Annotated in this window: 20 protein-coding genes; 7 read left to right on the top strand and 13 right to left on the bottom strand. The window is 71.4% G+C overall.

Annotation, left to right across the window (positions count from 1 at the left end):
* Positions 1–9: 9 nt before the first annotated feature.
* Positions 10–258: a hypothetical protein gene (locus ACZ6X9_RS29495; RefSeq protein ID WP_469781064.1), complete on the bottom strand. Its 249-nt coding sequence runs from the start codon at positions 256–258 to the stop codon at positions 10–12.
* A 2,055-nt stretch (positions 259–2,313) separates the two neighbouring features.
* On the opposite strand from ACZ6X9_RS29495, the gene ACZ6X9_RS29500 reads away from it, so the two are divergent.
* Entirely contained in the window at positions 2,314–2,847 is a 534-nt protein-coding gene (locus ACZ6X9_RS29500; RefSeq protein WP_469781065.1) for a GNAT family N-acetyltransferase, read from the top strand.
* 95 nt (positions 2,848–2,942) lie between these two features.
* On the opposite strand, the gene ACZ6X9_RS29505 is transcribed toward ACZ6X9_RS29500, so the two are convergent.
* The 3 genes from ACZ6X9_RS29505 to ACZ6X9_RS29515 all read right to left on the bottom strand — a co-directional run bounded on the left by ACZ6X9_RS29505 (position 2,943) and on the right by ACZ6X9_RS29515 (position 5,707).
* Positions 2,943–3,323, bottom strand: coding sequence for an ISL3 family transposase (locus ACZ6X9_RS29505; RefSeq protein ID WP_469781066.1), 381 nt, complete (start codon positions 3,321–3,323; stop codon positions 2,943–2,945).
* Positions 3,324–3,493: 170 nt separating this feature from the next.
* A complete protein-coding gene (locus tag ACZ6X9_RS29510; RefSeq protein WP_469781067.1) occupies positions 3,494–3,658 on the bottom strand; it encodes a hypothetical protein in 165 nt (54 codons plus the stop codon).
* Between the two features lie 405 nt (positions 3,659–4,063).
* Positions 4,064–5,707 (bottom strand): MFS transporter, encoded by a 1,644-nt coding sequence (locus tag ACZ6X9_RS29515; protein WP_469781068.1) that lies wholly within the window; start codon positions 5,705–5,707, stop codon positions 4,064–4,066.
* 127 nt (positions 5,708–5,834) lie between these two features.
* On the opposite strand from ACZ6X9_RS29515, the gene ACZ6X9_RS29520 reads away from it, so the two are divergent.
* Positions 5,835–6,335, top strand: coding sequence for a MarR family winged helix-turn-helix transcriptional regulator (locus tag ACZ6X9_RS29520; RefSeq protein ID WP_469781069.1), 501 nt, complete (start codon positions 5,835–5,837; stop codon positions 6,333–6,335).
* A gap of 357 nt (positions 6,336–6,692) precedes the next feature.
* Here ACZ6X9_RS29520 and ACZ6X9_RS29525 read toward each other — a convergent pair whose 3' ends face one another.
* Positions 6,693–7,082 (bottom strand): hypothetical protein, encoded by a 390-nt coding sequence (locus tag ACZ6X9_RS29525; protein WP_469781070.1) that lies wholly within the window; start codon positions 7,080–7,082, stop codon positions 6,693–6,695.
* Between the two features lie 660 nt (positions 7,083–7,742).
* On the opposite strand from ACZ6X9_RS29525, the gene ACZ6X9_RS29530 reads away from it, so the two are divergent.
* Positions 7,743–8,282, top strand: a complete 540-nt coding sequence (locus ACZ6X9_RS29530; RefSeq protein WP_469781207.1) for a methyltransferase domain-containing protein — start codon at positions 7,743–7,745, stop codon at positions 8,280–8,282.
* On the opposite strand, the gene ACZ6X9_RS29535 is transcribed toward ACZ6X9_RS29530, so the two are convergent.
* The 4 genes from ACZ6X9_RS29535 to ACZ6X9_RS29550 all read right to left on the bottom strand — a co-directional run bounded on the left by ACZ6X9_RS29535 (position 8,237) and on the right by ACZ6X9_RS29550 (position 13,207).
* The gene (locus ACZ6X9_RS29535; RefSeq protein ID WP_469781071.1) at positions 8,237–9,283 is read right to left on the bottom strand and encodes a hypothetical protein; all 1,047 of its coding nucleotides are present in this window, start codon (positions 9,281–9,283) and stop codon (positions 8,237–8,239) included. The two genes, ACZ6X9_RS29530 and ACZ6X9_RS29535, sit on opposite strands and share 46 nt — an antisense overlap.
* A 675-nt stretch (positions 9,284–9,958) precedes the next feature.
* A complete protein-coding gene (locus ACZ6X9_RS29540) occupies positions 9,959–11,377 on the bottom strand; it encodes a DEAD/DEAH box helicase (RefSeq protein ID WP_469781072.1) in 1,419 nt (472 codons plus the stop codon).
* 194 nt (positions 11,378–11,571) lie between these two features.
* Positions 11,572–12,387 (bottom strand): GNAT family N-acetyltransferase, encoded by an 816-nt coding sequence (locus ACZ6X9_RS29545; protein ID WP_469781073.1) that lies wholly within the window; start codon positions 12,385–12,387, stop codon positions 11,572–11,574.
* Between the two features lie 133 nt (positions 12,388–12,520).
* Entirely contained in the window at positions 12,521–13,207 is a 687-nt protein-coding gene (locus tag ACZ6X9_RS29550; protein ID WP_469781074.1) for a DUF6882 domain-containing protein, read from the bottom strand.
* Positions 13,208–13,460: 253 nt separating this feature from the next.
* Here ACZ6X9_RS29550 and ACZ6X9_RS29555 point away from each other — a divergent pair, with 253 nt between their 5' ends.
* A complete protein-coding gene (locus ACZ6X9_RS29555; RefSeq protein WP_469781075.1) occupies positions 13,461–14,474 on the top strand; it encodes a methyltransferase in 1,014 nt (337 codons plus the stop codon).
* A gap of 1,285 nt (positions 14,475–15,759) precedes the next feature.
* On the opposite strand, the gene ACZ6X9_RS29560 is transcribed toward ACZ6X9_RS29555, so the two are convergent.
* The 3 genes from ACZ6X9_RS29560 to ACZ6X9_RS29570 all read right to left on the bottom strand — a co-directional run bounded on the left by ACZ6X9_RS29560 (position 15,760) and on the right by ACZ6X9_RS29570 (position 18,570).
* The gene (locus ACZ6X9_RS29560; RefSeq protein ID WP_469781076.1) at positions 15,760–16,362 is read right to left on the bottom strand and encodes an isochorismatase family protein; all 603 of its coding nucleotides are present in this window, start codon (positions 16,360–16,362) and stop codon (positions 15,760–15,762) included.
* 90 nt (positions 16,363–16,452) lie between these two features.
* A complete protein-coding gene (locus ACZ6X9_RS29565; RefSeq protein ID WP_469781077.1) occupies positions 16,453–17,442 on the bottom strand; it encodes a GlxA family transcriptional regulator in 990 nt (329 codons plus the stop codon).
* A gap of 270 nt (positions 17,443–17,712) precedes the next feature.
* Positions 17,713–18,570, bottom strand: a complete 858-nt coding sequence (locus tag ACZ6X9_RS29570) for a poly-gamma-glutamate hydrolase family protein (RefSeq protein WP_469781078.1) — start codon at positions 18,568–18,570, stop codon at positions 17,713–17,715.
* Between the two features lie 481 nt (positions 18,571–19,051).
* Here ACZ6X9_RS29570 and ACZ6X9_RS29575 point away from each other — a divergent pair, with 481 nt between their 5' ends.
* Positions 19,052–19,648 (top strand): DinB family protein, encoded by a 597-nt coding sequence (locus tag ACZ6X9_RS29575; protein WP_469781079.1) that lies wholly within the window; start codon positions 19,052–19,054, stop codon positions 19,646–19,648.
* Positions 19,649–19,819: 171 nt separating this feature from the next.
* On the opposite strand, the gene ACZ6X9_RS29580 is transcribed toward ACZ6X9_RS29575, so the two are convergent.
* Positions 19,820–20,380 (bottom strand): hypothetical protein, encoded by a 561-nt coding sequence (locus tag ACZ6X9_RS29580; protein WP_469781080.1) that lies wholly within the window; start codon positions 20,378–20,380, stop codon positions 19,820–19,822.
* Positions 20,381–20,664: 284 nt separating this feature from the next.
* Between ACZ6X9_RS29580 and ACZ6X9_RS29585 the strand changes: the two genes are divergently transcribed.
* Positions 20,665–21,534 carry a rhomboid family intramembrane serine protease gene (locus tag ACZ6X9_RS29585; protein ID WP_469781081.1) on the top strand — a complete coding sequence of 290 codons (870 nt, stop codon included), beginning with the start codon at positions 20,665–20,667 and terminating at the stop codon, positions 21,532–21,534.
* Complete coding sequence (locus ACZ6X9_RS29590; RefSeq protein WP_469781082.1) at positions 21,534–22,526, top strand: LysR family transcriptional regulator; 993 nt, start codon at positions 21,534–21,536, stop codon at positions 22,524–22,526. The genes ACZ6X9_RS29585 and ACZ6X9_RS29590 overlap by 1 nt, the downstream gene beginning before the upstream one ends.
* Positions 22,527–22,606: the final 80 nt, after the last annotated feature.

Consider the following 22,606-nt stretch of genomic DNA (forward strand, 5'->3'; position numbering starts at 1 on the left):
CTGCTCCCTTCAGATGTAGGTGACGGGGTTGCGGGACAGATGCGGACTCGGAGTGGGCCGGCCGACACGCGGGTCACCGAGCAGGACCTTGCCCTCGAGGGCATAGCGGTCGCCGTGCTTGGAGATCCCGGTGATCACCGCGACCGCGAGAACGGTGCCCTCAAGATTGATGATCTGCGCCTCCTCCTGAGCCAGGGCCCGGTCGGCGTTGAACTTCCAGATCCCGCGGCCCGCCTGCCAGGCCTCGTCCTCGCTCATCCCCGGACGCCACCCCAAAACCACCCGCCCGAGACGGTCGTCCGGGCCCGCAGCCCGTTCGGCACCGATCCGGATCTGCAACACCCCGCCCACCTCCCGCCGATAGGACAACTATGAAACTTGTTACGAAGTAACAGTGACCATGGAACTTTACAACACTTTGCAGAGCGGAGGGGCTTGCCTGCTCTACCCGGGGACGAAGGGGCACGACGGAGGAGTGGCGGGAGGGAGGAAGGTGAGGAGGGCAGAGGGCGGAAGACGGAGGGCGAGGACGCGGGAGGGGGCGGCGGAGAGCGGGGCGGGCTCCCCGCGTGGAAAGCATGCGGTGTCAGCGGGCGACGGGCTACGCCCAGGGGCGCGAGAACGCGGGCTTTCCGGATGCGCATGCTCTGCCCGCAGGCGACAGGCTCCGCAGAGACCGATGAGGTGAGGGCACGTGTTTCTCGCGCAGGGTGGGCACGCTGTGCCCGTAGATGACGGACTGCACGGAGACCGGCCCACGACACGCGGACCGCGCACGACACGTACCCGCCCCCCTGAAAGCCAAGACGACGAAGCGCCGCGGGACGGCGAGGGCAAAGATCGTCATGTGACGCGCTCCGGGCGGACCGCGTACGCGTGACCTCAAAGAATCGCGGACCCGCCCCCGGAGCAAGGCACACGGCAGGCTCTGACTGGACACTCGCCCGCGACCGACCGGGGTGAACGAGCACACCCGAGGGGCCGACTGCACTACCGGCAGCAGCAGGATGGCGCTGCCGGCGGCCCGCGAAGACGGACCCCCTTCCGGTCCCGGCTTCCAGGGTGGCGCGGGCGCTGGATGCCAGGACGCCGGCCACGCGAACCGGCCGCACCACGCCACGCCGACCCGCGCACCCAAGATCCACGCAGGAAAAGCGCTCCGGCACCCGCCGCCAACACGCCGGGTGCCAAGGTGCGACTGCACCGACGAAAAACCGGCAACGGCCACTGGACGGCGGGAAGTTACGGGAACCCCAGCGGGTGACGGCGGGGAGCGGGCACTCAACCGGCTCCATACCCGCCGCACAACGCGGCGCGGCGCGGGCGCCACCCCAGACCACTACCGGACAGCGGACAGTACGGCTTAGGCGGCGCGGAGAACGCCCACACCCCAAACAGCAGCAGCATCGTTTCCGAAGCAGAAACAGCCATTCACCTTGAAAACACAGACGCAAGGGCGCGGAAGCCCTTTGGAAAACCAGGCCGACCTGGATCCTCCCGTCGCGCTTCGGAAGGTGCGACATCTGCCACCGGATGCGCCGCCCGCCCCAGCCCACTCACCACCACACCACCACGCCGAGGATGCCAAGCATGGGTGAGACTCCTACGAACTCGTACGACCGGGCAGCCTTCCCACGGAAGAGCCTCCTTCGCTCTCACGACGTCTCTCGCAGCACACACACCACCGTCAGCCTCGCGAAGCGCCTGACGCGCTAAGCCACCAGGCCGGTAACCGGAGAAACAGGCACACTGCCCCGGGACAGCACATGACATCCTTGGAGAGCCCTTACAGGGTCTTCGTCCACCCGCTGGACGACTCGCCGGAAGCGACGGCGACGCCGTTCCGCTCCTCACGCCCGGACGGTACCCGCAGTGGCAAACCGGCACCGGGCCGGTCCGATTCCACGCGGCGAGTCCGTCGATGCACGTAAGGCCCCAGCGGGCGACGGGGCTGTGCGAGCTGCTTCCCGTCCGCGGCCCCGACCAACTCACCCACCGGCCTCACGACCGAGGTACAGCGAGCCCGGCAGCCCTCCACCACCACGGCCCCCTCAGCGATCCGCAGGGGCGACCTGCCGGTGCAACAGTCACCGACCGGGGATCCCCTCCCCCTGCCGCTGGTGGGGCCGACGTCACAACGGGCTCACGGCCAGTGTGCGTCCGAACGAAGAGACAGCGCCGTACCCCTGCGTCACGGGCCCTCTCCACAGCAGGCAGCATTCGGAAGAGCGGCAAGCACAGCGACCGGCATGACAGGCGTCCGTGCCCGCCACGCGCACCCCGGCCACTCCGGGGCAAGGCAGGATGGAGACCATGACCGAGATCTACACCCCCCGCCTGCTGCTGCGCCGATGGAACGACGATGACCTCGCCCCCCTGACCGACATCCACACCGACCCCCACGTCATGCGCTGGATCGGCGACGGCTCCGTCCTCGACGAAGACGCCACCGCGCAGACCATCGAAGAGTGGGAAGAGGAATGGGACGAAGAAGGCTTCGGCGTCTTCGCCGTGGAACTCCTGGGCTCAGGCGAACTCGCCGGCGCCGTGGGCCTGACCACCACACAACTCCCCGCGGACACATCACACGACGTACAGATCACCTGGCGGCTCGGCCGACCCTACTGGGGTCAGGGCTACGCCAGCGAAGCCGCCCACGCCACCTTGGAATACGCCCTCCAAGACCGCGGCCTCGACCACGTCATCGGCATCGCACGCACCGACGACGAAGCCTCCGCCAACGTACTCAACAAACTCGGCATGACACCCACACAACACACCACCCACCCCACCCACGGCCACCCCCTGACCATCCACACCATCGACCTCACCCAATACCAAACATAACCACCACCACACCACCCGTTTCCCTCGAGGAAGAGGACGCGCAGGCAGCGGCGGTGCTGGGCGACGGTCCGCTCGGCGGCCTCGCTCGTGTTGTGTCACAGATGCCACCGGTCCGCGACCTGCACGGCCTGGGGCGCCCCGGCAGCGGCGCCCTCCGCGAAGGACGGAGCCCGGTCGCGGCAGACCACCTTGGTGCCTGGACGCTTGGTCAGCCACGCGGCCAGTGTCGACGCCTCCCGGTCGGGCAACAGGTCCACCGGCCGGCGTGTCTCGACGTCGACCAGCACGGTGCCGTTGGTGCGGCCCTTGCGCATGGCGTACTCGTCGACGTCGACCACCCGCGGGGCCGGGACCTCGGGCTCGGGCAGGGTCGCGACCAGCCGCAGGACCGTGCTCCGGCTGACGGGCACCCCCAAGACGCGGGCCAGGCGGGCCCCGGCGCAGCCGGCGAGCGCGAGGCCCACGCTCGCCGGCATGGACCGCAGCCGCTCGGTCTGCCGGCCTGCCGCCGGGTCAGCCCCGGTATCTACTCGACAAAGGCCCCCCGCCCGCACGACGCGTTGCGGCATCTGAACCGGCGGACACGCGAGGACAGCACCACCCGGCGGCCCCCACTCGGCACATCGACAGGAATCGCAGGTAGGAGCTACGAACCCGCCCCGACCGGCCCCCGCAGCCAGGACACTCGGCCCCGCCCGCCAAACTTCGCATCGAGCAGAACAGCTTCTTTGCTCACGACGACCGACAGCACCACGACGTCCGCGATCGACGGGAACAGCAACTCCTCCAGCCGGAGCACGTCCTCTTGCACGGCCCCGAACTTCGGCCACATCCACCGGGTTGACGATCACTTGCGGGCAACTTCCTGGAAGCCACTCCGACCGTCAGCCATCACTCACCGTGCACGGATCACAGAAGTTGAGCCAGAACCCCAGTTGCGCCGGCAGTCGTTCACGAGTTCCGCCAGGCACCCGCAGGCCGGAAGGGTCGATGTCCACGAGAACGGCCAGGCACCCGCCGATGGTCGGCAACGGCGCGATGGCGGCTGCCCCCTGCCCCCATGGCCAGCGCTTGCGCCCCGGACTGCGGACGGGCCGCAGAGGGCTCCCCCGCCGGCCACCACCGAGCTGCCGCCCGGATCCGTGAACATCCGGCGCGGGTACCGCCTCCCGGACTGCTGCCGAAACCCTGCTTGGCGACGTGAGCAGAGCCACGCTCAGCGCGCTTCGCGCTCCGGTTCGCGCACCGTCGCCGTACCCACCCCGCCCGTACGGCGAGCACCGTCACCGGGGAGGAGCGTGGTCATCGCCAGGGCGAGGAGGACGAGGGCTGCGGCCAGGCAGCCGCCGACGGTGAGGCCTTCGGTCATGGCAGCACGGGCCGCCTTCGCGGCGTCGGCGGTGGCGGGGGCGCTCGACAGGGGTTCGATGGCGGCACCGGCACTGTCGGTGACCGTCTGGGCCAGTGATCCCGCCCGGGAAGCGGGCATGCCGCCGGCGGTCAGCCGCTCGCGCACACCCGTGCCGAGGGTGGTGAGGAAGACCGTGGTGAGTACCGCGATGCCCAAAGCGGAACCCAGTTGGCGGAAGGCGGACTGGACACCCGCCGCCTGCCCGGCCTGGTAGCCGGGAACATCGGCGAGGGCGACGTTGGTGACCTGAGCGGTGGCGAAACCGACACCGGTGCCGTACACGAAGAGCGCCAGCGCGATGGGCCACCACGGGCTGTCCACAGCGGCCACCCAAGCCAGCAGCCCCAGCCCGGCCGCCTCGAGCGCCAGTCCCACACGGACCTGGCCGAGAGGCGCGATCCGCCGTGCCGCCCCGAAGCTCGCCCCGCTGGCCACGAAACTCCCCACCGCCAGCGGCAGCAGGGCCAACCCGGCCTCCAGCGCGCTGTACCCCAGAGCGAACTGCAGCCACAAGGGCAGCACGGCGATGATGCCGAACTCTCCCAGACCGATGATCACGGTCACGATGTTGCCGTTACGAAACGACGTGGTGGAGAACAACCGGAGGTCCATCAACGCCCCGGCGCTGTCGCCGCGCCCGGCGAGGACGGCCTGTCGTCGGACGAACGCCGCCAGCGCCGCGGTCCCCAGGAGCAGGGCGGCCAGGACGGGCGACGGACCGCCACTCCACGACCCGCCCGGCACCTTCAGCGGCCGGATGACAGCCCACCACCCGTACGTCCGCCCTTCGACCAGAGCGAAAGCCACAAGACCGAGACCGAGCACGGAAAGAAGCGTCCCGGCCGGATCGAGACGCCCGGCGCCGCGCGGGGTGGGCGCCAGGAACAGCAGGCAACCGGCACCAATCAGCACGGCGAGCGGGATGTTGATCCCGAAGGCCCACCGCCAGGAAGCATGCACCGCAAGCCAGCCGCCCAACAGCGGGCCCAGCGCCGACGCGGCGCCGATGGTCGAACCCCACACCGCGAACGCCCGGGCTCGTTCCTTCCCGTCGAAAACGGCGTTGAGCAAGGCCAGGGAAGCCGGAAAGATCATCGCGGCACCCACCCCCTGCGTGAAACGCGCGGCCACCAGCCACCCGCCCTCGGGCGCCAGAGCCGCCGGCACGCTCATGCCCCCGAAGAAGACGACGCCCCACATGAAGACCCGGCGGGCACCGACGATGTCCGCCAGCCGCCCGGCCGGCAGCAACAACGCCGCCAAAACGATGGCGTAGGACTCCTGCACCCACTGCGTCTGCGTGGACGTCATCCCCAGATCCCCGACCACCGACGCGACGATCACGTTGACGATCGTGGCATCCACCACGATCAAGGCCACCCCCAAAGCGACGACGACCAGGCCCAACCATCGGCGGGCGGGAAACCGGACGGCACGCACCACACTCACCCAGCACCTCCACGGTGAAGTATCTCTATGGTGGAGAGATATCGCGGTGAAGGTAAAGTGAGGGCGGCTGGTTGTCAACAAGCACGCCGGCGCCCCGGCGCCGGTGCGAGACGAAAGGCGGCTTCGGATGCGGGAGCCCGGCAAGGCCGAATACGTCGCGGCCCAACGTGACCGACTCGCCCAGGAGTTGCGCGCCTACGGGGCGAGTTTCACCGAGCTCGGACGGCGCTTCGCCACACTCCTGGGCGTGCACTCCACCGACGCCTTCGCCCTACTGGAGATCGCCGCGGCGGAAAAAGCGGGAGCCCCCCTGTCCCCCGCCCTGCTCAGCAGACGGATCTCCCTCTCCTCCGGAGCCATGACAGCACTGCTCAACCGCCTGGAACACGCCGGCTACATCACCCGCACCCGCGAACACACCGACCGGCGGATCGTCACCCTGCGCAGCAACGGACGCGCCGAAGAACTCGCCGACCAGTTCTTCGCCCCGTTCAACCAACGGCAAGACGCCATCCTGACCACTTACCCGCCCCAGGCCTTGCGAGAATTCGAGACACTCCTCACCCGCCTGCGCCACGCCCTGGACGACGACCCACAAACAGCCACCACGGGCAGCGGGCAACCGTAAGGACGCGGAACGAGAAACCGACCGCTCCACAGGGCACGCCCGAGGCAGCCACCGCCCCCACCCGCCCACACCACACCAACCAAACCCACACAACACCAACACCCCCAACGCCGGCGGTCCCGGTTCGCCGCGACCGCCGCGCCCCGTAGCGGCCAGCCGTCCGCCTTCACCGTTCCCCGGCCGCCCGGTTTGGTTTCCGACACGTGCCGTCGCGGCGTCGAGCAGGGTCCGCGCAGCGCCCGGTTGATGCAGGTTCAGAGAAAGACCCCGGACATCACCCCCACACCGGAGCCCAGCGGGAACCCGCCCGGGACGTACCGGTCCGAGTCCCCGATGAACGCGATGCGCAGCCGGTTTTTATCGCGGCTGTGTTTTGCAAGCCGCGCGGGCCGCGCCCACCACCGCGGCCGCTTGCGTGAAGGAGATGCCGAGCCTTTTTTGAATGTCCCGGGTGACCTTGTAGGTGGTTTTGGCGGCCCCGCCGATCCCCCCGCTGCCCTTCGTGGCGCAGACCGTATTGCCCTGTTCGACGAGATCGTCGGCGCTGACCCCTGACGGCTTGTTTTCGGTGTTCTCCAAGAGCTCGAGGAATATTCTCCGCTTCGCGCCGCTCAGTTCGCCGAAACCTGATGCCGCCGAGCCCGATACTGTCGAGACTGCCCCCTTGGGGCTGCGGGAGCCTGCGTCCGAGGTGCCGCAGGCCGTCGCGGTGAGTGTCATCGCGACGGCTGCCACACCCAGAGCCATCGGGCGCTTCGCCGTCCGTGTCGTCATTTCCTGGACCCCCATAGCCGGTGCGGCACCGTCAGGACACAGCCGGCGCCGAATGGACGGGCTTTGTGGCGGGCCGGCGGGAAGCCGCCCGCTTCGAGAAGGAGCAGCCTTTTCTCATAGCGTTCACGACAATGGAGACGGCCTCCAGGTAAATCGTCGGCATCGCCACATCCCCTCGGCTCACACTCGAAGTCATATCCGCGAGAGAACCGTACCGCCTGGCGAGCGGGAAAAACGGGGTGCCCATATAAAGCCTCTGGATTTCATTCCCCAGTACAACAGCGGGATACATCCTTCGATGTACCCCACGAGTTCGGTATGCGGCCACGGACGGCACGGCACACCCCCACACCCACCCGCACCACCACAGCCCGACCTCACAACACACCACCCCACCAAAACGATCACAGAACAAGAACCAGCACCTTGAGCTTGCGGATCAACCGGCCTGCCATGCGATGGCGGAGACTCGGGAAATGACCACATCGAGAGACCCGGCGCAGGAGGGGCCCAGTTCGGCCACGCTCCCGGGAAAGAGGCCCGGGCCGTGACACAAGACACTGACGTACCCCTCAAACAAAAACACACGGACACCCACTCCGACCGTGCCAAGACCGCAACAATGGCGGCGTCCTGCCCTGGCTCGCCGAGGTGGCCGGCCCCGAAGGTCGCGTGTCGGCAGCGGACCGGATCGCGCGGAACATTTCGCAATCGGCGAGGCGCGCATGCGCCAGGACGGTCCCCCGGCGTGCCGTGGACGCGCGCCACGCGAACGTGCTCGGCCTCCCTCACGCCGACGGCTCCTTCGACGCGTGCGGTGCGGGGCGGGGCGCCGAAGTCCTCCGGCACCTGGACGGTGACATGCCCGGCCGAGTCCTTCGGGAGCTACGTCGAGTCGTACGGTCACGTCGTATTGGCGGCCTTTCAAGTGCCGGGCGTCACAGCGCTCGCAGTACAGCCCGGCCAGCCGTTTCCCCTCACCGGCGATCGGCCGCGCCCGCCCCGCCCCGGAGGGCGAGGACGGCGTTTGCGGCGTCTGTCTTGGCGGGTCTTCGGACCGGCCCTCATGGCAGGCCAAAGCGGTGGCAGTTCTGTGCGCTCGTCCCGGGTCCCTGCTCCCGCTTCCGTCAGCGGTTCGTCTGGCGGGCGCCGGTGATCGCTGCGTCGCGGTAGCCGCAGAAGGCCAGTTCCGGCTTGGTGTAGTGGGTCCACGGCGCGGCCCCTATCCAGCCGTCCAGCAGGCGGAACTGTTCCACCGCGCCCGCGTAGCGCTCCTGCTTCGTCAGGAGGTATGCCAGGAGGTGACGGGCGTCGGCCAGCCAGGGGTGGTCGGGGCGGCACGCCGCGACGTCCGTCAGTGCGGCGTTGATCATGGTGGTGAGGTGGACCGAGCGGTAGGTGACGTCCGGGGCGTCGTCGTCGAGGTGGTGGTACCAGTACTGCAGCGGAAGCATGGTCATCAGGTTGCCCGGCGGGAGCGTGCGCGCCGCCGTCCATGCGAATTCCAGGGCCAGTTCCTCGGATCCGCGCCAGCGCGGGAACCAGTACGACAGCGCGCCCGAGTGGGCGCCGAAGTGGTACGGGGCGCGGGCGGTGATCTCCGCCCACAGCTTGCGCATCTCCTCGTGTGACGCGCCCGTGCCCTTGTAGAGCGGGATTTTGGCGATGTACGGAGTCGGGTCCTCGGGCGCGGCCAGGGCGATGGCCCGGGCGAAGTCCTCCCTCGCCTCCTCCAGCATGTGGTGGAAGCCCGCGAATTGTTCGGCCGTGGTGTCCTTGGCCCAGGCCGTGCCGCGGATCTGCCAGGCCACGGCCACCTTCGCCTCGGCCTTGACGAGGGCCGCGCCCGGGTCGTCGGGGCGTTCGGTCTCCCAGGCCCGCAGCCAGGAGTCGTCCTCGGCCGCCTTCTCCGCGATGATGCCGGCCAGTGCCGAGCGCCGTTCCCAGTCGGTGCCCGTCGCCTCGAGTCCCCGCGCGGCTGGCCGCCAGTCGCCCCGCCCCAAGGCCGCCACCACAGCGATGGCCTCGTGGTCGGCGAAGGAACGGTCCGCGTTCTGCCGCTCCGGCGGCAGCCAGCCCTCGGCGGCCAGTTGGGCGGCGGACGGCGTGGCGCGGCGCTTCCTCCACATCCAGACGGCGGCGGAGACGGCGATGACGATGAGGGACAGCAGCATGCGGGGAAGGAATCCGATCGGTCGGTCAGCGGCGGGATTCAGCAGTCGGGGCGGTCAGTGGGTTCGTGCGGAGGGGGTCGTGCGGAAGGGGCGGAAGGGTTCGTGCGGCGGAGCCGTGCCGGGGGCGTCATCGATCGCCCGCCGTACCGTCCGCGCCACCACCGTCTCCTCCGTCGTGTCGTCCGACGGCAGCGGCGGACGAGCGGGCTCCGACCGGAACGTTACCCATCGGGCCCGCGCCGTTTCGACCAGGGCCGATTCAGCCGGTTCAGCCGATTCAGCCGGTTCAGCCGGTTCAGCCGGTTCAGCCGGTTCAGCCGGTTCAGCCGGTTCGGCCGGTTCGGCCGGTTCGGCCGGTTCGGTGAGGTCACACGGGCCGTAGGTGTCACGTCGGCGCAGGAAGCCGTGAGCGGACCGCTCCGTCGCCCCGGCCGTCTCCGGGACGCGGGCGGGCGGCCGGCGATCCGTCACGGCCGTCCGGCGTCCACGGGGTCGAGGACCGCCGTCAGGTCGGTGGCGGCCCTCCTGCCGGCAGGCCGGTGCCTCCGTCGTCCTCGCCGCCGCGCGAACGCGTCCCGCGGGGAGCGGACTTCACGGGGATCGGGCTTCACCGGCGGCCAGCGCGTACATGGCCCGGTGCTCAGGGGCCTGGGGCTGGGTCGGTACCCGCTTCGTTCAGCCGCCGCGGCGTACGCGGGCCGCCTTGCGGGCTTCGGCCAGGGCGCGGGCCTCGGCGGCCTTGCGGGACGGCTTGCCCTTGCCGGCGGGCGAGGTGCTCTTGTTGGTGCCCAGGCCGCGGAAGGGGGCGTTGGTGTTCCGGGGGCGTGACGCGTCGGCGGGTTTGCCGTCGAGGGGGGTTCCGGTGGGGGGCTTGGCGCCGGTGAGCCGGCTCAGTTCCGCCTCGCCCGAGCGCACCTTGGTGACCGTCGCCTCGACTCCGGCCTCGGCCGTCAGCCGGCTCATGTCCCGGCGTCCGCCCGGCAGGACCAGGGTGACGACGCTGCCGCACCGGCCGGCGCGGGCGGTGCGGCCCGCGCGGTGCAGGTAGTCCTTGGCGTCGGTGGGCGGGTCGACGTTGACCACGAGGTCCAGGCCGTCGACGTGCAGGCCGCGGGCCGCGACGCCGGTCGCCACCAGAGCGGTGATCCGCCCGTCCTTGAACTGCGCGAGGGTCCGGGTGCGCTGCGGCTGCGACTTTCCGCTGTGCAGGGCCGCGGCGTGCACCCCGTTGGCCCGTAGGTGCTTGGTGAGCTGGTCGACCCCGTGCTTGGTGTCCAGGAACAGCAGGACACGGCCGTCACGGGCCGCGATCTCCGTTGTAACGGCGTAGCGGTCGGGGCCGTGGACGACCAGGACGTGGTGCTCCATCGTCTTGACCACGCTCGCGGACGCGTCGGCCGAGTGGGTGGCGGGGTCGTGGAGGTAGCGGCCGACCAGATGCTCGACGTCGCGGTCCAAGGTGGCCGAGAACAGCATCCGCTGGCCGCCGGGCCGCACCTGTTCGAGCAGCCCGGTGACCTGCGGCAGGAAACCCAGGTCGCACATCTGGTCGGCTTCGTCGAGGACGGTGACGCGCACGCGGTCCAGGCGGCAGGCCTTGCGCTCGACGAGGTCGTGCAGACGGCCCGGGGTGGCGACCACGACCTCGGCGCCGTCGCGCAGTGCCGCGGTCTGCCGGCCCACCGACATGCCGCCCACCACCGTGGCCGTCCGCAGCCGAAGCGCGTCGGCGTAGGGCGCGAGGGCCTCGGTGACCTGCAGGGCCAGCTCTCGGGTGGGTACCAGGATCAGGGCCAGGGGCTGTTTCGGTTCCGCGCGCCGTCCGGCCGTCCGGACCAGCAGCGGCAGGCCGAAGGCGAGCGTCTTGCCCGACCCGGTACGCCCACGGCCCAGGACGTCCCGGCCCGCCAGTGCGTCGGGCAGCGCGGCCGCCTGGATCGGGAAGGGCTCGCGCACACCGCGCTCGGTGAGCACGCGCAGCACCTCGGCCGGGAGCCCGAGGCCGGCGAAGGAGGCCACGGGGGAAGGTGCCGGAGCGGAGGGGGCGGCTCGGGTGGGGTCGCCGGGCGGGACGTCGGAAACCGGGTGCGTCACGAAAAGCCTTCCTTGGGGGAACGAATGCGGGAAGGCCTGCAGCGGCAAACACGGCCAACGAGAAAACCGAGGGCGCGTGGAACAGGTCGCGCGCTCCGCCGGCCGCCACAACCGTCCGAACGCATGATGGTAACAAACGCGGCGATCGGCGATCCCTGTCGGCGGCCACGCGGTCGGTGTCAGGGCGGTCTGCGTCAGGTGGCCTGGTCTTCGCCGGGGGCGGGAGCGCGGAGAAGGTGGACCTGCTGTTCGGCGTCGGTGAAGCCGAGGGCGTGGTAGAGGCGGATCGCGTGATACGCCGGGTCGGCGACGATGACGAGTTTGCGGGCGCCGAGCCGGCCCAGACCCCACCGGCCGGCGTGGTGGACGAGGGACGAGGCCAGCCCCCGCCTGCGGTACGCGGGGTGGGTCTCGACGTTCTGGAAGCGCGCCGGCCCGCTGCCGTCGTGGAACAGGCCGACGCCCGCCCGGACCCGGCCGTCCACGAAGGCCCCGAACCAGGCGCCGTGGCCGGCGTCACAGAGCCTGCGGTACCCGGCGACCTTGCGTTCCAGGAACCGCCGGTGGTCGGCCGTCATCGTGAAGTGGTCGTCACACGCGACGCGCAGTTCGAGGGCCTGGGCCCAGTCCTCGTCGGTGGTCAGGGAGCGGATGTCCGCGGTGCTGCGCGGCTCGGCGGGCGGCGGCAGCCGGGTGGCGGTCAGCACGGTGCTCGCCTCGGCCGTCACGCCGAGGTCGGCCAGTTCACGGGGGTCGCCCGCGTCGCCGTCGGTGCCGTCCACTCCGAGCGCGAGGTGTTGCGCCCGGGGGAATTCCCGGGTGAACGCCGTTGACCACGTCCGAGCGTCGCCGGCGCGGGGTGGGGTCGCGAGCAGGACGAAGTTCCCCCACCAGAAATCGGGGTTGGCCGGGGTGCGGACCACGATGTGCGAACCGCGATCGGTGATGTCGGAGCCGTCCATGGCCAGCAACATCAGATCGGTCCGGAAACCGAGCGAGATCACCTTCATCCGGCTGACCCTACGGCTCCGCACCGGATCCGTGGGGACGTGCGCGCGGGCCGATTGCCGCTCGCTTCCGTCTCGCCGATTCCCCCGGCGGCCTCCGTCCCGGCGCCGTCGGCGGTGCCGGGCGCCGGGTGGTTCAGCGGAGGACGGGCAGGTGAACGGACGCGATGCGGCCGGCCGGGTCGAAGTCGATCTCGGCGGTGGCCGGGCCGGGGAGGGTGGCGACGATGCGGTGGCCGTCCTCGCGCCACGGGACGGCGTGGTGGTCGAAGAATCCCGTGACCACCCGGCGGGGAGAGCGGCCGATGAGGGAAGCGCCCGTCATCAGGATCCTCGGCAGGGTGACGGGGTCGAGACCGGCGCGGGGGACCCGGGGGTCGTCCGGCAGGAAGTAGACCTGGGTCGTGGGGCCGGCGGGCATGCCGATGTAACCGGGGGCTCCGGTGACGCCCATCCCGGCGAAGGCCAGGGTCTCGGCGGCGCGCCGCGGGTCGGCGAAGCCGGACAGGTCGAGAACCTCCTCGGTGAACTCGGCGATGCCGTGGTCCCGCCCGAAGCGCTCGGCTTCCTCGGTCGGCGCCACGACCGGGGTGCCGCGCAGACCGGGATTGGCCCAGCCCCACATCCAGGAGTGGTCTTCCGCGTCGTAGGTGCCGAGCACGGCGACGCGCAGTTCCACGTCGCCCTGCCGGTACAGGCACGCGGACAGGTCCGCACTCCACTCGGACGGGGGCAGGAACGCGGTGAGAGCCTGCAACTGGGCGGCGCCCCAGGCGGCATGGCGCTCCGCCTCGTGGAGGAAGGCATCGCTGAATTCGATCATGGTGGGTGACCCTAGCGGAGCCGGGTCCGCCCGGTGACTCCGGCCCCTTCGGTGTCCCGCGAGCGGCCGCGGCCGACGCTCCGGCATGTCGTGATCCGGTCCCTCGGGGAGCGTGCGCCCTGGCGTCGGATGCGTACGGCGTGCTCTCGTCGCGCGGGAGGTGCTGTTCGCCTCTCCCCCACCTCGTTCCCGTCGGCTGCCGCGGGGCCGGTCCCCGTCGTCCGGTTCCGCCTTTGTCACCGGAGGTATGACCATGAACGCGGAGGCCCGCCGCAACGCGGCCCGGCTCGTCGAGGAATCCGTCGTCTACTTCCACTCCGCCGCCTTGCGCGTGGCCGCCGTCACCGGCGTGGCCGATCACCTCGTCGAAGGTCCTCGCACTCCGGCCGAACTCGCCGAGGCCACCGGCACGTACGCCACCGCCCTGCACCGGGTGCTGCGTCTGCTCGCCACCCGGGGCCTGGTCGAGGAGGACGCCGAGGGCCGGTTCCGGCTGACGGCGGCGGGCGAGCCGCTGTGCACGGACGCGCCCGTGTCCGTGCGGTCGGCGGTGCTGATGCTGACCGATCCGACGATGTGGCGGCCCGCCGGCGAGATGTCCCGTTGTCTGGAGGACGGCGGGTCCGTATTCGGCCACATCTTCGGCATGCCGTTCTTCGACCATTTCGCGCGCGACGCGGAGACCGCCGCGGTCTTCCATGAGGGCATGGCCGCCCTGTCCGAGACGGAGAACGTGCCCGTCGCCGACGCGTACGACTACCCGCCGGAGGCCACCGTGGTCGACGTGGGCGGTGGCCGGGGCGGCCTGTTGTCGGCCGTCCTGAACGGCCGCCCGGGGCTGCGTGGCGTCCTCTACGACCGGCCGCACGTCCTGGCGGGGCACCGTCTGGACGTCCCGGGGACGGTGGGGCGCTGGTCCCTCGAGGAAGGTGACTTCTTCGCCTCCGTACCCGCCGGTGATCTCTATTTCCTCAAGCGCATCCTGCACGACTGGGACGACGAGCAGTGCGTCACCATCCTGCGCAACTGCCGTGACGCCATGCGCCCCGGTGGGCGCGTCCTCGTCGTCGACGCCGTCATCCCGCCCGGGAACGAACCCCACATGGGCAAGACGCTGGACCTGATGATGATGGCCTCGCTCACGGGCCGGGAACGCGCGGAGGACGACTTCCGTACCCTCTTCGAGGCGGCCGGTCTGCGCCTGTCCCGGGTGGTTCCCACGCCGTCGGTGCTGTCGATCGTGGAAGGTGTGCCGGTTTTGGAGTGAGCGCCGGAGTGAGCACCGGAGTGAGCGCCGGGGTGTCGGTGCGGGGCGCCTCGGGTGCCGGTGGTGGGGCCGTGCGGTTCCCGGCGGCCGTCAGTTCCGCCAGCGCGAAGCAGGCTACGCACAGGGTGAGCAGTCCGGCGATCAGGTCGGCCGTGTCGCCGACGCCCAGGAGGGCCGACGTCTTCGGTGAGCGTCCCACGTCCATCCAGTCGCCGGAGCCGAAGGCGGCGCCCACCCCCGTCCAGGCCATCACCAGGGGGACGCGTACGCGCACCCGTCCCCCTCGCCGGAACACCAGCGCGTACAGGCCGGCCGCACCGGTCAGGGCCGCCACGCCGTGCACCAGGTCGCGCGTGCGGCCGATGGCGTCGCGGTGGGCCGCCCATTCCGCGTTCACGCCGAGTTCCGACCCCGTCCCCCACAGCAGACGCAGCGCTCCCGAGAGGACGAGGAACCCGAGGGCGAGCGCGGTGAGTACCCGCTGCATGCCCAGCGTTCCGGCGGGGTCGGTCAGTTCCCGTAGGCGGGTGCGCAGCAGTGTGCCCCAGCGCTCGTCTGCGTACAGGGCGAACGCCCCGAGCAGGACCAGCCCTTCGGCGATCAGGCCGCCGTAGACGACGGCGAACACCCACGGCCGGAGCATGTCGTTCGCCATGGCCGGGTTCTCGGCGCCGGTCACCGCGATGACGCCCAGGCCGACCGGCACGGTGATCATCAGGGTGACGAGCATGCCCGTCGCCACCCACATGGGGAACAGGAGCAGCCACGCGCGCACGCGTCCGCCGCCGGGCCGGGTGAGGGCGTGGGCGATCAGCGCCGCGATCGCGTCCATCCCGAAGGTCACCGCGTTGGCCGCGACCCACTCTCCGCGCGACACCTCGCCGAGGTCCTCGACCCCGACGTCGGCCCCGGCGATCCAGAGCAGTTTCAGAATCAGATACGGCATGCACGCGACGACGGCGAACCGGGCGAGAAGGCGGCGCCGGCGGGCGCGGCGTTCGGAGTGAGCGGAGTGTTCAGGGTGATCAGGGCGGTCAGGCTGTTCCGGCATGGGCACGACTCTGCTGGGCTGGGCGCGGCGGTGCGTCATGCCACGGGGCCGGGGCCCTCCGCCGGGCGGCGGAGGGCCGCCTCGTCCGGCCGGCTCATGGCCGTGGCCCTGTCATGGCTCCCGGGCCACCCGCCTCGCGGGGCGGTGAGGCGGGCGGCCCAAGGGCGGCGGCTCCTCTGTCAGGTCGTCAGGACGTCAGGTCGTAGGACGTTGAGTCGTCAGGACGTTGAGTCGTCAGGACGTCAGGTCCTCCACCCGGAGGGCGACGAGGCCGAACAGGTCCTTCACGGTGGTGAGCGCCGCGCTCTGGAGCGTGGCGGCGGGGACGGTGGGGCCGTTCGGAGCCGCAAGGGGCCGGGTGGCGGTGGCCTCGGCGACGACGGTGGGGCGGTAGCCCCGGTTGAAGGCGCCCTGGGCGGTGAACGCGACGCACAGGTGGGTCATGAAGCCGGCCAGCACGAGGTCGGGTCCGGCGTCCAGCGCGCGCAGCGTGGCCTCGAGGTCGGTGGCGTGGAAGGCGTCCGGGAACCGCTTGGCCACCACCGGCTCTCCCTCCAGGGGAGCGACCTCGTCGCTGATCGCGCCGATGTCGGCCCGGATGTCGTACGGGGTGCCGGGGCCGCCGTCGTTGACCACGTGCACCACCGGGGCGCCCAGGGCACGGGCGGCGCCCAGCAGCCGGGCGCCGGCGGCCAGGGTGTCGTCGGCGCCGTCGAGGGACATGACGCCGGTGCGGTAGGTGTTCTGGAAATCGATCATCAACAGGGTGGTGTCCTTCAGGTGCGGCAGCCGGCCGTCGAGGCCGAAGACGTCGCGCAGGGTGGTCGAAGCGGGCATGGGAACGCGTCCTTCCAACAAGGAGTAAAAGGGAGTTATCGGGCACGCCGGAACGTGCGGAGGGTTGGTGGGAGGGAAGAGGTGCTGTGGTCAGGTGGTGCGGAAGCGGCGGCGGTATGCCGCCGGACTGGTGCTGATCCGCCGGCGGAACGCCCGGTGCAGGGTCTCCACCGAGCGCAGGCCGCAGGCGCGGGCGAGCTGCTCGAGAGGCTGGTCGGTGGTCTCCAGCAGGCGGCGGGCCGCCTCCACGCGAGCCGCTTCCACGTACGCGGCGGGGGTGGTGCCCGTCTCCTGGGTGAAGACGCGGGAGAAGTGCCGTTCGCTCAGGCACATCCGCGCCGCCAGGGCGGCCGCCGACAAGTCCTCGTCCAGGTGCTCGCCGATGTACCGGCGCAGCTCGTCGATGTCCCTGCGGGACGACGCCGGGCGGCTGATCGGCACGCTGAACTGGCTCTGGCCGCCCGGCCTCTTGAGGTAGACGACCAACTGCCGGGCCACGGCCAGCGCCAGCTCCTCGCCGTGGTCCTCGGCGACCAGGGCGAGCGCCAGGTCGAGGCAGGCGCTGATGCCCGCTCCGGTCCACACCCGGCCCGAGCGGATGAAGATCGGGTCCGCGTCGACGTCCACCCGCGGATGGTCCGCGGCTAGCTGCGCGGCGGTGGACCAGTGCGTCGTCGCCTTCCTGCCGTCCAGCAGGCCGGCCGCCGCCAGGAGGTGGGCGCCCACGCACACCGAGGCGACGCGGCGCGCGTGCGGGGCCGTCGCCTTGATCCATTCCACGAGGCCCTCGTCGAGCCGGACCCGCGGGCCCTCGGGTGCCGGGTCGACCGCTCCGGGGACGAGGAGCGTGTCCACCGCCGTCCCGACGTCGTCCATGCTCAGATCGGTCACCAGGCGTACGCCCGCCGATGTCGCCACGGCCTCCCCGGCCGGACCGGGACCGGCGAGCCGGACCCGGTAGGCGGCGCGGCCGTGGCTCTCCCGCTCGGCCAGCGCGAACACCTCGGCCGGGCCGGTGACATCGAGGAGGTCGACGTCGGGGAAGACCGCGATCACGACACGGTGGTGCGTTGGGGGCATGGGTCCATCGTCCGGGGAGCACCACCGCGGCCGCAATGACGTGCTTCTGTCACATTCGGACGCCGGGGCCGGAGGCCGGGCCGGGTGCGGCCCGTCGGCGGTCCCACCGGGGCCGTGGCGCTTCCGGACGGACGGTGGGCCGCCGGTGTGGTCCCGGGGAGCTGCCGTTTCCGGCGGAGCTGCCGTTTCCGGCGGAGCTGTCGTTCCAAGCGGCGGGGCCGGAGAGGCGGGGTGGTGCCGCACCGGTCCCGGGCCCGGCTCCGGTCGCGGTCAGAGGATGGGCTGGGTCGCCTCAAGGCGGGATATGGCTTTGCGGCACGCGGCGGTGAAGTCCCAGAAGGCGGTCCTGGTGCCGGCCGGGCGGCCGGCGCGGGTGAAATCGTCGAACATGCTCTTCCGGAGCTCGGTGGTCAGCTCCAGTTGGCCGCCCATGCCGAGCATCGTGCGGTTGCACGGGTTCTTCTCGTGGTCGCCGTTGAGGTCGGGGAAGTCCGCTCCGTCGACGGTCCGGAAGCCCGCGCGCCGCAGTTCCTCGGTGAGGTGGCGGCGGAACGCGGGGTTGCGTCCGCCGATGACGACGCCTTCGGGCCGTGACGACGGCAGGCCGGCCTGTCCGTACTGACAGCCGTGCAGGCTGAGGACGTTGAGGCTGGAGGCGGCCATGGCGAGCGCCACGTGGTCGTCGCAGTTCTTGGCGGTGACGTGGAGTTCGCGGTTGGAGGCGTTCGTCCCGTCGCGGAGGCCCTCGAACATCCAGTAGTCGTGGACCGGGCCGCCGTCCGGCGTGGTCTTGAGGGAGGCCGGGTGGTATCCGGCGATGCCCAGGCACAGTTCCGAGGTGCCGGCTTCGATGCCGCCACCGTGCAGGGCCATGATGGCCGTGCGCGGGAAAGGGGTGTTCTCGCCGGCGCCGGCGTCCAGGACTTCGTGCCGTCTGTAGCGGCGGGCGTAATCGACGCCTTCTTTGCCGGCCAGTTTGGTGTACAGCTCCGAGTTGGAACCGTAGAGGTCCCCGTCACCGGTCGCGTGGGCGGGGGCGGCGCTCAGCGCGGAGAGGAGCGAGGATCCGGCCACGGTGGCGGCGGCTGCTGCGAGTACGGTCCTGCGGCCGGGGTGGGACTGGGGCATGGGGGTCTCCTGGTCGGGACACGGGAACGGAGGGCGGTGACCGCCCGGAAGCCTGGCGGCTCGGCGACGGGCGTCGCCGGCCCACGGGACGGTGTGGAGTGCTCCGGAGGTGCCGGTCGCGTCGTCGCCGCGAGCCCGAGCCGGGTTGACCGGCCGGGCCGGAGCGGGCGCGGACCACGTCGAGCGCGGAGAGATGCCGCGATGAGACGCGGAGAGGGCGGGACGAGTCCGGATGCCGCGCCGACCACGTTTCCCCCCGGAGCGTGGATACTTGATCGCCGCCTTGCGGCAAGGCAGTCAGATTAATCGATCGTCGATCGAATGTGATCGGTTTTTGGGCCGCGACGGTGGAGGAACGTCGCCGACACTGGCCGGCCGTGTCGCTTTCGCGGGGAGTCGTCGTGTGGCGTCAGCCGGGGGGCGTCGCCAGTGACCCGCGGGCCGCCCTCGGCTGTCAGTGCCGGGTGGGAGACTGCCCGGCATGATCGCACCGAATCCGAAAGCGGACCTTCTCCGGTACTTGCGAGAGGCGCGGGAAGCCCTGGTGTGGAAGCTCGACGGGCTCTCGGAGTATGACGTCCGCCGTCCGCTGACCCCCACGGGAACGAACCTGCTGGGACTGGTCAAGCATGTCGCCGGCGTGGAACTGGGCTACTTCGGCGACACGTTCGGGCGGCCCTTTTTCCATGAGGAGCCGCCGTCCTGGTGGTACACCGAAGACCCGGAACCCGACGCGGACATGTGGGCCACCGCGGACGAGTCACGGGAACAGGTCGTCGGCCTGTACCGACAGGCCTGGGAGCACTCCGACAGCACGATCGCGGCGCTGACGCTCGACGCGGTCGGTCATGTCCCCTGGTGGCCGGAGGAACGCCGGGAGGTGACGCTGCATCACGTCCTGGTGCGCGTCATCTCCGACACCCAGCGGCATGCCGGGCACGCGGACATCGTGCGGGAACTCGTCGACGGATCCGCCGGATACCTGCCGGGTACGGACAGCATGCCGTCGGTCGACCAGGCGTGGCGGGAAGGCCGTCGGCGGCGGCTGGAGCGGGTGGCCCGGGAGGCGGCCGGCTGAGCCCACGCGGGCGTCGGCGCCGCCGGTTCGGGGGCGGTCACCAGGCATGCGGCCCGTCGAACGCGCGCCGTCCCTCCCCCGCGTCGACCGCCGTGAGCGGGACCGCCGGTGCGGTGGGCCCCGCCCACGTCTCGTCGCCGTCTCCGCCTCTTCCGCTCGGCGAACGACGGGTCAGGACGACGAGCCGTCCGCCGGCCCGCCCGTGTCCCGCAGCACCGTTCCCCGCAATTCGCGGGAGAGATCGATGAGTTCACCGGCGAAGAGGGTGACGGTGCGGTCCCGGAACTCCTCGGGTGTCAGCCGCACGGTGACGTCCTCGCCGGTCTGCCCCACGATGACGCCTCCGGGCGACTCGGCCTTGGCCTCGTCCTGCTCGTCGGTGCTGTCCAGGGACAGCGCGACCGCTCCCGCGACCGCCGAGCGGGCCGACTTGGCCACGCTCAGGTCGTCCAGGGCGAACCCGATGTAGGCCGCGATCAGCCTGCCGGCCTCGTCGGCCACCCGGATCGCCTTCGGTATCCCGTTGCCCCCGCGCGCGGTGAGCGTGACGATGCCGGAGTCGGCGTCGGTCAGCGACAGTTCCGCCCGTTTCGTTCCGTCACCGCCGATGATGCGTGTCTTCGTTTCCTCCCGCTGCTTCCCGGCGAGGCGTTCCGCCTCCAAGTGCCCCGCGGCGGCCCCTTCCGCCCTCTTCAGGTCGTCCTCCGCGCCGCCGTGCTCGCCGAGAGCCATGACGCCCCTCCCCCACTCGCTTGCCGGCTCACCCTCCCTTTCGTCTACCCGGGTGGCGGGCGGCGAAGCCGGCGCCGGCCGTCGGGCGTCCGCCGTCAGGCCGCGGTCCGCCCGGGGAGCCGTCCCGCGCCCGGTGGCCGCCAGGGCGGGAGGCGGCTCCGGCGGTGTCGCGAGCGGGACGGCCTCTGTCGTCCCCTCGCCGTCCGCGGGCGGGGTGGACCGCCCTGGCCCTCCGAACAGGGTGGGGTCTGATTCGGCGGGCGGCGACCGGGAAGTGATGTGCTGTGGTCATCCCTGTGCACGATGTGAATCCGGTGCGGCGGACGCCGTGGGTGACGTACGCGCTCGTCATCGTCAATGTCGTGGTCTTCCTGCGCACGCCGGGCGTCGCCGGCTCGGTGACCGGGGACAGCGGACTGGCGGACCTCTGCCGGCTGCACGCCTTCCTGGACCGGTGGGCGGCCGTGCCGCGGGAGCTGGTGCACGCCCGGCTGCCGGAGTCGGTGCCCACCGGGCAGGTCGGTGTGGGGCCGGCCGGTGCGGGGTGCCTGGTGAGGCCGCCCGGTTACGACAAGTCGCCGCCGCTGTCCGTGCTGACCGCGATGTTCCTGCACGGTAGCTGGTTGCACCTGCTCGGCAACATGCTCTTCCTGTGGATCTTCGGGGACAACGTCGAGGACCGGCTCGGCCATGTGCGCTACCTGCTGTTCTACGGCGTCTGCGGTTACGCCGCCGCCTACGGGTTCGCGCTGGCCGACGCCGACTCCGGCACCCCGCTCATCGGCGCCTCGGGGGCCATCGCCGGGGTGCTGGGCGCCTACCTCGTCCTCTTCCCCCGGGCCAGGGTCTGGGTGCTGGTGCCGTTCCTGCTCTTCCTGCCCCTGCGCCTGCCGTCCTGGGTGGTCCTCGGACTGTGGTTCGCCCTTCAGGCGGCGTACTCCTATGGCGCGGGCGTCTCGGACGCCGCGACCGTGGCGTACCTGGCGCACGTGGTCGGCTTCGTCACCGGGATGCTGATCGCCTGGCCGCTACGGCGGGGAGCTCCCCCTCCGCCCGAGCCGCCCGAGCCGCGGTGGGGCCCGGGAGTGCGGCCCGGCGCCCCGTGGCGGGTCTGGCGCCGGAAGGGTCGCGCGGGCGCCGATAGGGTCCTGTAGTGGAGATCTTTCACCTGCGCTATTTCGTGGCGGTCGCCGAGAACCTCAGTTTCTCCCGTGCCGCGCGGCAACTGCACATGGCCACCTCGCCGTTGAGTCAGCGAATACGGGACCTGGAACGGGAGCTCGGCCGGCGGCTCTTCGACCGGGACTCCCACCACGTGGCACTCACCCCCGCCGGCGCGGCGCTGCTGCCGGCGGCGAAGGACGTCCTGGGCCGGTTCGACGACCTTCCCTGGCGGTTGCGCCAGGCCCTGGGGACGGAGCGGCGGGCGGCGTACGTGGGGGTGGTGCCGGCCCTGCACCCGGTGCTGCGGGAGCGTCTGACGCGGCTCGAGGGGCGCTGCGCCGACGAGTACGACGTCAAGCGCTGGCCCGGCAACAGCGGGAACCTCGTGGCCGCCGTGCAGCGTGGCGACCTGGCGATGGCGCTGGTGCACCTGCCCGTGCACGCCGACGGCATCGAGGTGCTGGAACTGCTGCACGAGCCGCTGGGGGCGCTGCTGCCGGGCGCCGAGTTCGGCGGACGGAGTTCGGTGTCGTTGAGCGAGCTCACCGACCACACGTATGTGACGTCCGCGCCCGGCACACTCCCGACCTATTTCGACCAGATCAAAGTGCGCCTGAAAGCCGCGGGAATCCACCGGGAGATCAATCTCGATATCGGGGATTACGCGAGCGTGCGTGAAATCGTGGCGAACGGTTCGGTCTTCGGCATCACGCTGCTCAGTGCGGGCAGCCGCGGGGAGGGAAAGGACGCGAGCGTCGTCCTGCCGTTCCGGGATTTCTCGCCCGCCCTGGCGACCGGTCTGGTCTGGCGGCGCGACCGCGCCCGGCCGGACGGCGATCTGCATGCCCTGATCAGCGCGGCGGGAGCGGTGTTCGCCGCGCCCCTCGACACGCGGGCGGACACTCTCGCCGGTTCCCCCGAGGACGCTCCCGGCGCCTCTTCCCCGGTCCCCGCCGCTCACCCTCCCTGCGATCCTCGCTGACCGGTCCGGCCCGCCCGGCTCTCCGCTCCCTTCCCGACAACGGCGTGACCACCCCGGTCACGCCGTTTTTCGCGCATCGG

The sequence above is a fragment of the Streptomyces sp. NPDC052910 genome (assembly GCF_055585605.1).

Bases quoted from the DNA above. Each gene is read 5' to 3' on its own strand.
- ACZ6X9_RS29495 (WP_469781064.1), bottom strand. From the start codon at position 258: ATGAGCGAGGACGAGGCCTGGCAGGCGGGCCGCGGGATCTGGAAGTTC.
- ACZ6X9_RS29500 (WP_469781065.1), top strand. From the start codon at position 2,314: ATGACCGAGATCTACACCCCCCGCCTGCTGCTGCGCCGATGGAACGAC.
- ACZ6X9_RS29505 (WP_469781066.1), bottom strand. From the start codon at position 3,323: ATGCCGGCGAGCGTGGGCCTCGCGCTCGCCGGCTGCGCCGGGGCCCGC.
- ACZ6X9_RS29520 (WP_469781069.1), top strand. From the start codon at position 5,835: ATGCGGGAGCCCGGCAAGGCCGAATACGTCGCGGCCCAACGTGACCGA.
- ACZ6X9_RS29525 (WP_469781070.1), bottom strand. From the start codon at position 7,082: ATGGCTCTGGGTGTGGCAGCCGTCGCGATGACACTCACCGCGACGGCC.
- ACZ6X9_RS29535 (WP_469781071.1), bottom strand. From the start codon at position 9,283: ATGCTGCTGTCCCTCATCGTCATCGCCGTCTCCGCCGCCGTCTGGATG.
- ACZ6X9_RS29545 (WP_469781073.1), bottom strand. From the start codon at position 12,387: ATGAAGGTGATCTCGCTCGGTTTCCGGACCGATCTGATGTTGCTGGCC.
- ACZ6X9_RS29550 (WP_469781074.1), bottom strand. From the start codon at position 13,207: ATGATCGAATTCAGCGATGCCTTCCTCCACGAGGCGGAGCGCCATGCC.
- ACZ6X9_RS29555 (WP_469781075.1), top strand. From the start codon at position 13,461: ATGAACGCGGAGGCCCGCCGCAACGCGGCCCGGCTCGTCGAGGAATCC.
- ACZ6X9_RS29560 (WP_469781076.1), bottom strand. From the start codon at position 16,362: ATGCCCGCTTCGACCACCCTGCGCGACGTCTTCGGCCTCGACGGCCGG.
- ACZ6X9_RS29565 (WP_469781077.1), bottom strand. From the start codon at position 17,442: ATGCCCCCAACGCACCACCGTGTCGTGATCGCGGTCTTCCCCGACGTC.
- ACZ6X9_RS29570 (WP_469781078.1), bottom strand. From the start codon at position 18,570: ATGCCCCAGTCCCACCCCGGCCGCAGGACCGTACTCGCAGCAGCCGCC.
- ACZ6X9_RS29575 (WP_469781079.1), top strand. From the start codon at position 19,052: ATGATCGCACCGAATCCGAAAGCGGACCTTCTCCGGTACTTGCGAGAG.
- ACZ6X9_RS29580 (WP_469781080.1), bottom strand. From the start codon at position 20,380: ATGGCTCTCGGCGAGCACGGCGGCGCGGAGGACGACCTGAAGAGGGCG.